The organism is Micromonospora sp. PRAS1 (assembly GCF_059553435.1).
In genome coordinates, this window is record NZ_JCANNB010000001.1 from 226,749 (window position 1) to 238,842 (window position 12,094).

Here is a 12,094-nt window from a genome sequence, read left to right on the forward strand (position 1 = left end):
CCAGGTCACCGGTTCGATCGGTGGTGGACTGACGCCGGCCGGGGGCGGCCGGCGTCAGCTCACTGGAACAGGCCGACGTTCTTCTTCTCGGTGTCGAGGTAGTCGGCTGCGGACTCGTCCACCGCCAGCTTGATGTCGCGCAGCATCGTCTGGAGATCCTGCGACGCGTTGCGCCAGCGGGCCTGCCGCTGCTCGTACGCCTGCTGCGCCTCGCCGGACCAGGAGGCCACCAGCGGAGCGGCATCGCGCTCCAACTGGCCAAGTTGTGAGTCGAGCGTGTTCAACGCCCGCTGGATGTCCGCGCTGGCCTGCTGCAACGCGGCGAAGTTGACGACCAGCACACCGTGCTCCATCGGATGTCTCCCCCTCAGTCGTGGTCTAGAGCGGCAGCTGAATGCCGCCGCGGTTGGTGGCGGACACCCGGCTGGCCGCCTCGCTGTCCGACGCGTCGTAGTGGGTGCCGGCGGTCCGGATCGCGCCAGCGGTCTCCCGCAGCGCCTGCTGAAGGCTGGCCTGGTCCTGCGCCCACTGCTGTTTGACCTGAGCGAACGATCGGCCGCCCGCTCCGCGCCAGGCCTGCTGGAGGACCTCCAGCTGGGCCAGCAATCCGCTGAGCATCGACTGCAACGACTGGTCCGCCTGCTCGAACTTCACCGCGGTCTGCTGCATCACCGCAGCCTCTGCCTGGGTCTGGGACACCCCGACGTCACCTCGTCTCCTCGGTCGTGGCTGGCCCTGCGGTGGGGGATGCACCACCCACGACGCCGGAGGATGTGCGCGCGACGTGGGACGGGCCAACGAGAAACTCGTCGCTGACGGTAGCGGCGCAATCGCGTTTCTGCTACCCCTCCGTACTCCCCTGTGGACAACGCGTTCCCGGGACAGGCCGCTACCATGTGCCGCAGCGCAGTCGCGGCGGGTGATCGGGGCGAGGAGGAGCGGTGACGACGACCGGCACGCCGACCCGCCCGGCAACCGCCCCGCCCACGCCACCGCACGCTCTGCCGCCGGTGGCTGAGCGCCGCATCCGGGAAACGCAGTGGCGTCCGGGCGATCGCCGGCCAGCCCGCCTGCCGAGGGCCGGGCAGGTCGCGACCGCCCAGGTGGCGATCGCCGCGCTCGTCGCCGTACTCGGCCGGGGTGCGCTGCCGACGTTGGCGGTGGTGCTGTTCGCGGCGACGCTGCTCGTCCTCGCCTGGTACCGGGTCCGGCACCGGTGGCTCTACGAGTGGCTGGGCATCGGCCTGGGTTATCTGGCCCGTCGACGCGCGATCACCCCGGATGCCGGCAGGACCGCGCTGCTCGACCTGGTGCACCCGGGCAGCACGCTCTGCCCCGTCGAGTTGGCCGGTACCCCGGCGGTCCTGCTGGCCGACTCGGATGGACTGGTGGCGCTGCTGGCGATCGGTGATCCGGCCGACCTGCTCGGTGACGGCGCAGCGCAACTACCGTCCCCGGCGTCCCTGCTGGCGGCGAGCGCCGAACCGGTTCCGGTAGTGCGGGTCCAGTTGGTGCTGGCCGGTGCGGCGGCCCCGGCGGTCGGCATCGGTGGCGGCCCGGCGGCCACCTCGTACCGGCAGCTCACCGACGGACGCCTGGCCGGCTGGGAACAGGCGGTGCTGGCCGTACGCGTGTCCCGGGTGCAGGGCTGGCCGGAGGAGGCGCTGCGACACGTCCTCACCGGCACGGTGCGCCGCCTGGTCCGACGGCTGGCACCGGTGGCGGTCCGGCCGCTCGGCGAGGAGCCGGCGCTGCGGATACTCGCCGAGTTCGCCCAGCACGACGGGCGAGGAGTGCACGAATCCTGGCAGGCCGTCCGGTCCGGCGGGCTGTTGCAGACCAGCTTCCGGCTGGTCAGGTGGCCGACGGCGGAAGCCGCATCCCGGCTGGTACCCCAGTTGCTGACGTTGCCGGCTACCGCGACCACGGTGTCGCTGCACGCCGAGGCCGGCCGGCCCACGGCGACCGGGCTGACCGTACGCCTCAGCGCGGTCACCGCGGCGGAGCTGTCCGCTGCCGCGCAGGCGTTGCGCCGCGTGGTGGCCGCGGGCGGCGGCGTGGTGGAGCGGCTCGACGGCGCGCAGTTGGCCGGTCTGGCGGCCACCCTGCCGCTGGCGTCCCCCGGGGCGAGCCCGATCCGTGGCCCGGCGGAACTGGTGCTGCCGTACGGATCAGCCGGGCTGATGGTGGGCGCCAACCGGCACGGGGACGCCGTGACCGTCCGGCTGTTCCGGCCGACGGGCACGCGGGTGATGCTGGTCGGCGGGCTACCCGCCGCTCAACTGCTCGCCATGCGCGCGTTGGCGCTCGGCGCCCGGCTGGTCGTCCAGACCATCCGGCCGCGCGCCTGGGAACCGTTCGTCCGTGCGATGAGTCTGCCGGGCACGGCGATCCCACTGATCCCGCCGGGACGGCCGGTGCCGGGTGAGCCGGCGAGGCCGTTGGCTCCGGTGCTCGTGGTGCTGGACGCGCCGCCGCCCACCGGCCCACGACCGGGCGTGGCGTGGCAGACCACGCTGCTGGTACGGGACGAGCTCACCGCAACCGACGCGGACGCGCTGGGCCGGGCCGACCTGGCGGTTCTCCAGCCGTTGAGTCAGGCGGAGGCGGCTGTCGCCGGGGCCGCGCTGGGCCTCGGCGAGTCCGCGCAGTGGCTGACCCGGATCCGGCACGACATGGTGGCCGTGGTGAATCGGCGCGCCCTGCGCTGGGCGGTGCTCGCCGGCACGCCGATCGAGGCCCGGTTGGTCGGCCGCCCGTCCCGGGCCTGACCTCCTTGATCTCGCGGGTTCCGCCCGTTGGTCGGCCATGGCACCATGCCCGCCATGGGTTTCATGAAAGGTCTATTGATCCGGATCGGCGCCACAGCGGTGGCCTTCTGGCTGGCCACACTGCTCATTCCCGGCATCTCGCTGGATACCGAGTCGGTAAGCGAAACGGTGCTGACGCTGGTCCTTGTCGCGATCATCTTCGGCGTGGTCAACGGGGTGCTCCAGCCGATCATCAAGACCGTCGGCTGCGGCTTCTACCTGCTCACGCTGGGTCTGATCGCGCTTGTGGTCAACGGTCTGCTCTTCCTGCTCACCGGCTGGATCGCCGACCAGGTGGGGCTGCCCTTCGATGTGGACGGCTTCTGGCCGGCCGCCGTGCTCGGCGCGCTCTTCGTCGGTGTCGTGACCTGGATCCTCGGCGCCATCCTCGACCGCGACTGACAGCGCAACATCCCGCCCCGTGAGGTGGTTGCCGCTCCCCGAACGGCAACCACCCACGCCCCCCTCCCCCACCCCCACGCATCCCCTCGCCGATCTTGCACTCTTCGTCGCAACAAAGCGGACAAGTGGTGCATATCAGCGACCGAAGGTGCATGATCGCGCGGGTGGAGGGGGGCGGGTGAGGTTGGGTTAGGGTCACCGGTGTGGTTACTACGCGCGACGACGGTTACACGATCAGCACCGACCCGGATCTGCTCGACCTGGACCGGGTGCACACCTGGCTGGCCACCGACTCGTACTGGGCGAAGGGGCGGGACCGCGACACGGTGGCGCGCTCGTTCGCCGGCTCGATCGGCTTCGGCGTCTACCGGCCCGGTGACGGGCGGCAGGTCGCCGTCGCCCGGGTGATCACCGACGGCGTCACCTTCGGCTACCTCTGTGACGTCTACGTCGACCGGGCCGAGCGCGGTCGCGGGCTGGGCACCTGGTTGGCCGGCGCGGTTCGCGACCACCTGGCCGAGTTGGGCGTACGCCGGCTGCTGCTGGCCACCGTCGACGCGCACGGGGTGTACGAGAAGATCGGCTTCGGGCCGGTGCGACCCGAGCACTGGATGGAGCTTGACCGGCGCACTCCGGCCGTGAGCCCGCTCACCGGCAAGGATCAGCCTGCGGCCGCGGGCCTTACCGTGAAGCCGTGACACCGCTCCGCCTCGGATACCTCTACGGCCTCGGTGCGTACCTGCTCTGGGGCTTCTTCCCGCTCTACTTCAAGCTGCTGCGCCCGGCCGGTCCGCTGGAGATCCTGGCCCACCGGGTGGTCTGGTCCATGGTGTTCGTCGCGTTGCTGCTCGGGGCGATGCGCAACATCGGTTTCCTGCGGGCGCTGGGGCGCCGGCCGCGGGCGCTGGCCGGGATCGGCATCGCCGCCGCCCTGATCGGGGTCAACTGGTTCACCTACATTTACGGCGTCAACTCCGACCGGGTGGTGGAGACGGCGCTCGGGTACTTCATCAACCCGCTGGTGGTGGTCCTGCTCGGGGTGCTGGTGCTGCGCGAGCGACTGCGCCGGGCGCAGTGGGTGGCACTGGGCATCGGGGCGCTGGCAGTGGCCGTGCTGACCATCGACTACGGCCGGCTGCCGTACCTCGCGCTGACTCTGGCGTTCAGCTTCGGTGGCTACAGCCTGGTGAAGAAGCGGCTCGGGTTGCCCGCTGCGGAGGGGCTCTTCGTCGAGTCGGCCGTGCTGGCCCTGCCCGCGCTGGCGTACCTGGGCTGGCTCTCGACCACCGGCGAGGTGGCCTTCGGTCGCGTCTCCGCCGGGCACACCGCGCTGCTGGTGCTGGCCGGCGCGTTGACCGCCATCCCGCTGCTGCTCTTCGCCGGTGCCGCCAACCGGCTGCCGCTGAGTGCCCTGGGCATGCTCCAGTACGTCGCACCGATCCTCCAGCTCGGCTGCGGCGTGTTGATCTTCCACGAGCCGATGCCACCGGCCCGCCTGGCCGGCTTCGCCCTGGTCTGGGTAGCGCTGATCGTCTTCACCAGCGACGCGGTGCGGCAGGCCCGGCGCACCCGGCGCGCCCACCTGGCCGCCGCCGTCGTCACCTCTCCGGACGCGCTGCCCAGCCCGCGCTGACCCGGCGGGCGCCGTCAACGCGGCACACCGCGACGCCACGACACCACGACACCGCGACACCACGACACGACGACACCACGGCACCGCGACGCCAGGACAGCCGCCGGACCGGGACCGGAGATCAGGGCACGTCGTAGGCGAGGACGGGGGTGCCGTCGGCGCGGATCAGTTCCAGCCGTACCAGCTCGGCGTTTGTGAACTGGGTCGAGCCGGTGATCCGCAGGTCGTCGCCGGGAGCGGCCCGCCACGAGCCGATCTGCTCCGTCCTGCCGTCCGCGGCGTGCGCCACCAGCCGGAAGGCGTGCGCCTTGCCGTAGCCGGTCCGCTCGTCGTACCCGCAGTGCATTGTCACCTCGGTACCCCAGTCGGTGCCCCGGAAGCCGATCTCGGCGTGCACCGGCACCACGCCGGCCACCGGCTCCATCTCGACCATCCGCGGCTGGGCCACCGACGGCGGGGCGGCCGGCTGTTCACCGGGCAGCACCGTCGCCACGCCGAAGCCGACGATCAGGGCGAACGCGGCCGCCGCCAGGCCGGTGACCGCGTACCGGAGGCGGTTTGCCTGCCGCTCGCGGCGGCGACGCTCCCGGGCCGCGCTGAGCAGTTCGGGCACCCGGGGGTTCTCCGGCGGCGGGAGGAACTGTTCCAGGCTGGCCGGGTCCAACCGGCCGAGCAGGCCGGGCAGTACCGCGATCTCGGAGACCGACTGCTGACAGGCCGGACAGTCGACCAGGTGCCGTTCGTAGGCCGCTCGGTCGGCGGGCGAGAGGGCGCCCAGCACGTACGCCCCGTCGTCGTAGGCGAAGTCGCAGCGGCTCATCCGGTCACCCCCATCTCGGCCAGGACCAACCGTAGTGAGCGCAGGGCGTAGTGCGTCCGGGACTTCACCGTGCCCGGCGGAACACCGAGCCGGGAAGCCGCCTCGGCCACCGATCGCCCCTGGTAGAAGCACTCGACAAGGACGTCCCGGTGGGACGGGCTGAGCCGGTTCAGTGCCTCGGCCACGGTCCACGCCTCGACGGCGCGTTCGGTCTCGTCGACCACCTCCGGCGGCTCGGGCAGTTCGTCGGTGTAGACCTCGCCGACCCGGGTCGAGCGCCGCCGCCAGGCGTCGATGGCCAGGTTGCGCGCGGTGGTGAAGAGCCAGGCGCGCACCGAGCCGCGACGGGGATCGAGCGACTCAGGATGTCGCCAGGCCCGCAGCAGCGTCTCCTGTACGAGGTCCTCGGCCCGCTGCCGGTCGCCGTTGACCAGCCGCAGGGCGTGCGTGTACAGCGCCTCGCCATGCTCGTCGTGCAGGGCGCGCAGCAGGTGGGCGTCGTGGTCGCTGATGGTCCTCTCCTCGCTCTCGTCACGAGCGGGCGCGGCGTTACGACGGGAGATACGTGCGGTCACGCCGATCGGTTCAGCCCCAGCTCAAGATGGGATTCCCAGCGGAGTTCATCGCCGGTTCAGGCCGAGGCTGACCCGCGCTCACCACGCCCTCCTAGCGTCCGGCGGGTACGCCGGTGAGCTGCGCCGGTGCGCCCAACCCCAGGAGGTTCCGCCGATGAGCGACCGTCCCCGACTGCTGCCGCTGCTGACCACCCCCCGCCACGGCAGCCGCGACGCCATGACCTGCCTGTACCGCTGCGGCAACGCCTGTGACCATCCGGTACCCAACACCTCCGACAACGCGTACCTCGGTGACCTGGTCGGCGCCGAGGTCTCCCGCCGAGGCGTGGTCCGCGCCGGCGCGGTCGGCGCCCTGGTGCTCGGTCTCGGCGGTACGGCCGGTGCGGTGGCCGGTGCGGGTGCCGCCGGTGCGGCACCGAACTCGCCGCTGCCGCCCGCCGGTGCCGGCGTCGGCGTCGGTGCCGGTGGCGGTGGCGGTGGCGGTGGTAAGGGCATCGGCAGCGGCGCGCTGACCTTCAAGCCGATCCCGCCGAACACCCTGGACAGCTTCGTGGTGCCCAACGGGTACGACCACGCCGTGGTGATCCGCTGGGGCGACCCGGTGGTGCCCGGCGCGCCAAAGTTCGACCTGCGCCGGCAGACGGCCGCGGCGCAGGCCCGGCAGTTCGGCTACAACAACGACTTCGTCGGCGTGCTGCCGCTGGACAAGGGCGGCAACCGGGCGCTGCTCGTGGTCAACCACGAGTACACAAACGAGGACCTGATGTTCCCCGGCTTCACCAGCCAGGAGGCGCTCACCGTCGAGCAGGTTCGGGTGGCGATGGCCGCGCACGGCATGTCCGTGCTGGAGATCGAGCGGGTGGCCGGCACCGGCCAGTGGCGACCGGTCGCCTCGGGCCGCCGCCCGTACAACCGCCGGGTCGACGCGCTGAGCAGCCCGTTCGAGTTGACCGGCCCGGCCGCCGGCTCGGCCTTCCTGAAGACGGCCGCCGACCCGAAGGGCCGCACCGTCATCGGCACGCTGAACAACTGCGCCGGTGGGGTGACCCCCTGGGGCACCGTGCTCTCCGGCGAGGAGAACTTCAACCAGTACTTCGTCGGCGGCGACGGCGCGCCGGAGGCGGACAAGCCCAGGCTGGCCCGCTACGGCATCAACACCACCACCCGCTACCCGAGCGGCAGCCGCCGGTGGGACCGCGCCGCCGACCGCTTCGACCTGGCGAAGCACCCGAACGAGGCGAACCGGCACGGCTGGATCGTGGAGATCGATCCGCACGACCCGCAGAGCCGCCCGCGCAAGCACACCGCGCTGGGCCGGTTCAAGCACGAGGGCGCGAACGTCATCGTGGCCCGCAGCGGGCACGTGGTCGCGTACCTGGGCGACGACGAGCGCTTCGACTACCTCTACAAGTTCGTCTCGGACCAGAAGTTCATGAAGGGCAACTCCCCGGTCGCCCGCCGGCACAACCTGACCCTGCTCGAATCCGGCACGCTCTACGTCGCCAGGCTGGAGCAGACCAGCGCCGACGAGATCGACGGTTCCGGCCGGCTGCCCAGCGACGGCGCGTTCAACGGCCGGGGCCGCTGGATCAAGCTGGTCAGCGGCAACCGGTCGTTCGTGGCCGGGATGAGTGCGGCCGAGGTGCTCACCTTCACCCGGTTCGCCGGGGACCAGGTCGGCGCGACCAAGATGGACCGACCGGAGGACGTCGAGCCGAACCTGCTCACCGGCAAGGTGTACGTGGCGTTGACGAACAACACCAACCGGGGGGTCGGCAGCAACCCGAAGCCGGACGAGGCCAACCCGCGTACCGGCAACCGGCACGGGCAGATCCTCGAACTGGTCGAGGACCGGGGAGACAACACCGCCGAGACCTTCGCCTGGTCGCTGCCGATCGTCTGCGGCGACCCCGCGGACGAGTCGACCTACTTCGCCGGGTACGACAAGAGCAAGGTCTCGCCGATCTCCTGCCCGGACAACGTGGCCTTCGACGCCACCGGCAACCTCTGGATCTCCACCGACGGCAACGCACTCGGCAGTAACGACGGCCTCTTCGCCACCGCACTGGAGGGGCCGGAGCGGGGCCACCTGAAGCAGTTCCTGACCGTGCCGTACGGCGCGGAGACCTGCGGGCCGTTCATCACCGGCGACAACCGTTCGGTCTTCGTGGCCGTGCAGCACCCCGGCGAGGTCACCGGCGCGACGGTCGAGAACCCGGCCTCCACCTGGCCCGACGGCGACTACGCCAAGCCGGGCGTGGTGGTCACCTGGCGGCTCGACGGCGGCCCCATCGGCAGCTGACCCGGCAGGCCCGGCGGCGGACCGGGTAGCCGACCCATCCGGCGTCCACCGCTGGTCGACGGCCCTCTTCCCACCAGGGAGAGGGCCGTCGCGGCGTGCTGACCGACGACGCCACCGGCGCCTGGATCAGGTCTCGGTGACCCGGCCTCGGGATCAGGTCGCGTCAACCCCATCTCGGGATCAGGTCTCAGTTCCAGCCTCGGGATCAGGTCTCGGCGGCCAGACAGTCGGCGAGCGTACGGGCGGCGGCGAGCAGCTTCGTCCGGACCACCCGGGCGGAGGTCATCATCTCGCTGGCCGGCAGCGCGCAGGCCAGTACCGTGCGCCGCTCCATGTCCTTGTCCGGGCTGATCAGCACCGCCGCACAGGCCACCCCTTGCCGGTACTGGCCCATCTCCAACTGCATGCCGCGCCGCTCCCCGGCGGCCAGATCGGCCTCGAACGCCTCGGGACTGGTCAGCGTGGCGCTGGTGAACGGGCGCATGCCGTACTCGCGCAGGTAACGGTGCCGCTGCTCGGCGGTGAGCGTGGCGAGCAGCGCCTTGCCGAGCGCGGTGGCGTGCGCCCCCTCGTCGAACCCCGGGATGAGTTCCTCCAGGTGCGGCGAGCGGTTTCCCTCCGCCACGGCGGTGACCGCCACCTGACCGCCCACGAACCGGCCGAGATAGTGACTCCACCCGGTCTCCAGGGCGGTCCGGCGCAGGTTCTCCCCGACCGCTGGCGAACCGCGGAACGCGGCGACCAGTTCGCGGTAGCGGTCGGCGACCTCCAACCCCACGATGTACGTGCCGTCCTCCCGGCGGATCACGTAACCCTCGTACGCGAGGGTGCGGACGAGGTGGTAGGTGGTCGCCACGGTCAGCTCGCAGCGTCGGGCGATCTGCTTCACCGTCAGGCCGCGCGGGGCACGACCGACCGACTCAAGCACTCGCAGTGCGCGGGAGACGCTCCGGATCAGGTCCGAAGGTTCCGCCAGGGGGTCACGCACAACCACCTCCGCCACCGGGGACTTACACCATATGAAAAAGCGGTCCATCGCGAAATCCCTGATCGGGTGGAGCATCCAAGATCATCGAATACGCGAGGTGATTTCGGCCGCACTTTCCGTTGCCGGAAGGTGGCTGGCATAGGTTGGCCACACCATGACCCGCACCGCCCCGATCCGCCCCGGCCCGTCCGTCGCACCTCCCGTACGCGCGGTCGCAGTCGCCGTCGCCGTCACCATCGCCTGCGTACTGCCGGTCTTCCTGGTCGGTGGTCTCGCCGTCCAGATGCGCGAGGAGCTGGGCTTCTCCCCCGCCGGGCTCGGCGTCGTCGTGGCGGTCTACTTCGGCGTCGGTGCACTCGCCTCGGTCCCCTCCGGAGCGCTGGTCGAACGCTGGGGCGGCGCCGTGGTGGCCCGCGCCGGCATCCTGGTGGCGGCCGGCTCGCTGCTCGCCGTGGCGACGCTGGCCCGGTCGTACCCGGTGCTGGTGGGCCTGCTGGCGGTGGCCGGCACCGCCAACGCGCTCGGCCAGCTCGCCAGCAACGCGCTGCTGGCCCGCCAGGTCCCGACCCGGCGGCAGGGTCTGTCGTTCGGCGTCAAACAGGCCGCCATCCCGTTCTCCACCCTGCTGGCCGGCGCGGCAGTGCCCGGCCTCGCGCTCACCGTCGGCTGGCGGTGGGCGTTCGTGGCCGCCGCCGTCGCCGCGCTGGCCACCCTGCCCGCGGTACCGGCTCAGGGGCCGATGCCGCCGCGGCGGACGGACGGCCGGGCGGGCAGCGTCACGCCGGGGCTTGTCGTCCTCGGGGTGGCCGCGACGCTCGCCGCCGGGGCGGCGAACGCGCTCGGCACCTTCGTGGTGGACGCCTCGGTCGACCGGGGCCTCGGACCGGCTCTCGCCGGGCTCATCCTGACCCTCGGCAGCGCGGTCTGCGTCGCCGCCCGGGTCGGCGCCGGCTGGTTGGCGGACCGCCGTTCCGGCGGGCAGGTGTCGGTGATCGCCGGCATGCTGGTCGTCGGCGCCGGGGGCCTGGGCCTGCTCGCGCTGGCCGGCCCGGGGGCACTGGTGGTCGGCGTACTGCTCGGCTTCGGCCTGGGCTGGTCCTGGCCGGGGCTGATGAACTTCGCCGTGGTCCGGCTGCATCCGCAGGTCCCGGCCGCCGCCACCTCGATCACCCAGACCGGGGTGTACGCGGGCGGCTGCCTCGGCCCGCTCACCCTGGGGCCCCTGGCCGCCACCACCGGCTACCCCGCCATGTGGCTCACGGCGGCCGTGGCCATGCTCCTGGCCGCCGCCCTGATGCTCACCGCCACCCGCCTCCTGCCCACCGCCAAACCCCTCATCCACCCTGGTCGATCATGAAGTTGTCACCACTGTCGCCGGCGTGTCGCGGCAATAACTTCATGATCAGCGCGCTGCGCTGGGTGGGCGGGCTGCGCTGGGTGGGGGGGGTGGGGGGGTTAGTTGGTGCGGTCGGCGATGTGGTTGCAGAGGGATTCGAGGGCGCGTCGGGCGGGAGTGTCCGGCAGCGGGGCGAGTTGCGCGCGGGCGTCCTCGGCGTAGCTGCGGACGGTCTCGCGGGCGCGCTTGAGCGCCGGGCTCTCGCGAAGCAGGCCGAGCGCCTCGGCGTGCAGGGTGTCGTCGGTCAGTGCGCCGGTGGCCAGGATCTCCCGCAGCCGCACCGACGCGGCATCCGCGTCGTCCGACCCGAGGGCGTAGAGCACCGGAAGGGTCGGCACGCCCTCGCGCAGATCCGTGCCGGGCGTCTTGCCGGACTCCGCCGACTCGCTGGCGATGTCGAGCAGGTCGTCGGAGAGCTGGAACGCCACCCCGATGGTCTCGCCGTAGCCGGCCAGCGCCGCCACGTGCTCCGGCGTAGCCCCGCTGAACAGGCCGCCGAAGTGTGCGCTTGTGGCGATCAGCGAGCCGGTCTTCTCCGCGATCACCCGCAGGTAGTGCGCCACCGGGTCGTCGGCGCGCGGACCGACGGTCTCGGCGATCTGACCGTGCACCAGCCGGGCGAAGGTACGCGCCTGGAGGCGTACCGCCTCGGGGCCCAGCTCGGCGGCGACGTCCGCAGCGCGGGCGAAGAGGTAGTCACCGACGAGGATGGCGACCGAGTTGGTCCAGCGGGAGTTGGCGCTCGGGGCACCTCGACGCACCGACGCCTCGTCCATCACGTCGTCGTGGTAGAGCGTGGCGAGGTGGGTCAGCTCCACCACCACGGCGGCCGAGACGACCTCCGCGCGGGCCGGATCGCCGAACTGGGCACCCAGCGCCACCAGCAGCGGGCGGAACCGCTTGCCGCCGGCCTCCACCAGATGGCGGGCCGCCTCGGTCACGAACGGATCGGCGCTGGCCACGGTCTCCCGCAGCTCCGCCTCGACGTCCTCCAGCAGCCCCAGCACGGAATCCTCGCTGCGGGCGTCGGCGAGATGAAGGCCGAGCGCGCCGAACTGACCCGCGCCGAGCCTGTCCCGGCGACCGCCGGGACCGGTGGCACCTGAACGCTCGTCACCCCGAATCACCACGTCTCCACCATGCCACACGGGCTCTACCTGCACCGGAC

General features: G+C 72.2%; 12 protein-coding genes. 6 read left to right on the forward strand and 6 right to left on the reverse strand.

The window, feature by feature from the left end; all coding sequences use genetic code 11:
* Positions 1-59 precede the first annotated feature (59 nt).
* The gene (locus tag AC507J_RS01055; RefSeq protein WP_496287123.1) at positions 60-353 is read right to left on the reverse strand and encodes a WXG100 family type VII secretion target; all 294 of its coding nucleotides are present in this window, start codon (positions 351-353) and stop codon (positions 60-62) included.
* Positions 354-378: 25 nt separating this feature from the next.
* Positions 379-699 carry a WXG100 family type VII secretion target gene (locus AC507J_RS01060; RefSeq protein WP_496287124.1) on the reverse strand — a complete coding sequence of 107 codons (321 nt, stop codon included), beginning with the start codon at positions 697-699 and terminating at the stop codon, positions 379-381.
* 242 nt (positions 700-941) lie between these two features.
* Here AC507J_RS01060 and eccE point away from each other — a divergent pair, with 242 nt between their 5' ends.
* The 4 genes from eccE to rarD all read left to right on the forward strand — a co-directional run bounded on the left by eccE (position 942) and on the right by rarD (position 4,845).
* Positions 942-2,771, forward strand: a complete 1,830-nt coding sequence (gene eccE, locus AC507J_RS01065) for a type VII secretion protein EccE (RefSeq protein ID WP_496287125.1) — start codon at positions 942-944, stop codon at positions 2,769-2,771.
* Positions 2,772-2,825: 54 nt separating this feature from the next.
* Positions 2,826-3,212, forward strand: a complete 387-nt coding sequence (locus AC507J_RS01070) for a phage holin family protein (RefSeq protein WP_496287126.1) — start codon at positions 2,826-2,828, stop codon at positions 3,210-3,212.
* A 203-nt stretch (positions 3,213-3,415) separates the two neighbouring features.
* The gene (locus tag AC507J_RS01075) at positions 3,416-3,910 is read left to right on the forward strand and encodes a GNAT family N-acetyltransferase (protein WP_496287127.1); all 495 of its coding nucleotides are present in this window, start codon (positions 3,416-3,418) and stop codon (positions 3,908-3,910) included.
* Positions 3,907-4,845, forward strand: coding sequence for an EamA family transporter RarD (gene rarD, locus AC507J_RS01080; RefSeq protein ID WP_496287128.1), 939 nt, complete (start codon positions 3,907-3,909; stop codon positions 4,843-4,845). Before AC507J_RS01075 ends, rarD begins: the two co-directional genes overlap by 4 nt.
* Before the next feature lie 121 nt (positions 4,846-4,966).
* On the opposite strand, the gene AC507J_RS01085 is transcribed toward rarD, so the two are convergent.
* Together AC507J_RS01085 and AC507J_RS01090 are read right to left on the reverse strand one after the other, a co-directional pair.
* Positions 4,967-5,665, reverse strand: coding sequence for a zf-HC2 domain-containing protein (locus tag AC507J_RS01085; protein WP_496287129.1), 699 nt, complete (start codon positions 5,663-5,665; stop codon positions 4,967-4,969).
* Entirely contained in the window at positions 5,662-6,177 is a 516-nt protein-coding gene (locus tag AC507J_RS01090; RefSeq protein ID WP_111243615.1) for a sigma-70 family RNA polymerase sigma factor, read from the reverse strand. Before AC507J_RS01090 ends, AC507J_RS01085 begins: the two co-directional genes overlap by 4 nt.
* Positions 6,178-6,394: 217 nt before the next feature.
* Here AC507J_RS01090 and AC507J_RS01095 point away from each other — a divergent pair, with 217 nt between their 5' ends.
* Entirely contained in the window at positions 6,395-8,542 is a 2,148-nt protein-coding gene (locus AC507J_RS01095) for a PhoX family protein (RefSeq protein WP_496287130.1), read from the forward strand.
* Positions 8,543-8,747: 205 nt separating this feature from the next.
* Here AC507J_RS01095 and AC507J_RS01100 read toward each other — a convergent pair whose 3' ends face one another.
* Positions 8,748-9,530 (reverse strand): IclR family transcriptional regulator, encoded by a 783-nt coding sequence (locus tag AC507J_RS01100; RefSeq protein ID WP_496287131.1) that lies wholly within the window; start codon positions 9,528-9,530, stop codon positions 8,748-8,750.
* A gap of 154 nt (positions 9,531-9,684) precedes the next feature.
* Between AC507J_RS01100 and AC507J_RS01105 the strand changes: the two genes are divergently transcribed.
* Entirely contained in the window at positions 9,685-10,887 is a 1,203-nt protein-coding gene (locus AC507J_RS01105; RefSeq protein WP_496287132.1) for an MFS transporter, read from the forward strand.
* 98 nt (positions 10,888-10,985) lie between these two features.
* Here the strand turns inward: AC507J_RS01105 and AC507J_RS01110 are convergent, their stop codons facing one another.
* Complete coding sequence (locus AC507J_RS01110) at positions 10,986-12,050, reverse strand: polyprenyl synthetase family protein (RefSeq protein WP_496287364.1); 1,065 nt, start codon at positions 12,048-12,050, stop codon at positions 10,986-10,988.
* Between the last annotated feature and the right edge of the window lie 44 nt (positions 12,051-12,094).

Excerpts from the sequence above, each read along its gene's own strand:
- AC507J_RS01070 (WP_496287126.1), top strand. The coding sequence starts at position 2,826 with ATGGGTTTCATGAAAGGTCTATTGATCCGGATCGGCGCCACAGCGGTG.
- AC507J_RS01055 (WP_496287123.1), bottom strand. The coding sequence starts at position 353 with ATGGAGCACGGTGTGCTGGTCGTCAACTTCGCCGCGTTGCAGCAGGCC.
- AC507J_RS01095 (WP_496287130.1), top strand. The coding sequence starts at position 6,395 with ATGAGCGACCGTCCCCGACTGCTGCCGCTGCTGACCACCCCCCGCCAC.
- AC507J_RS01085 (WP_496287129.1), bottom strand. The coding sequence starts at position 5,665 with ATGAGCCGCTGCGACTTCGCCTACGACGACGGGGCGTACGTGCTGGGC.
- AC507J_RS01105 (WP_496287132.1), top strand. The coding sequence starts at position 9,685 with ATGACCCGCACCGCCCCGATCCGCCCCGGCCCGTCCGTCGCACCTCCC.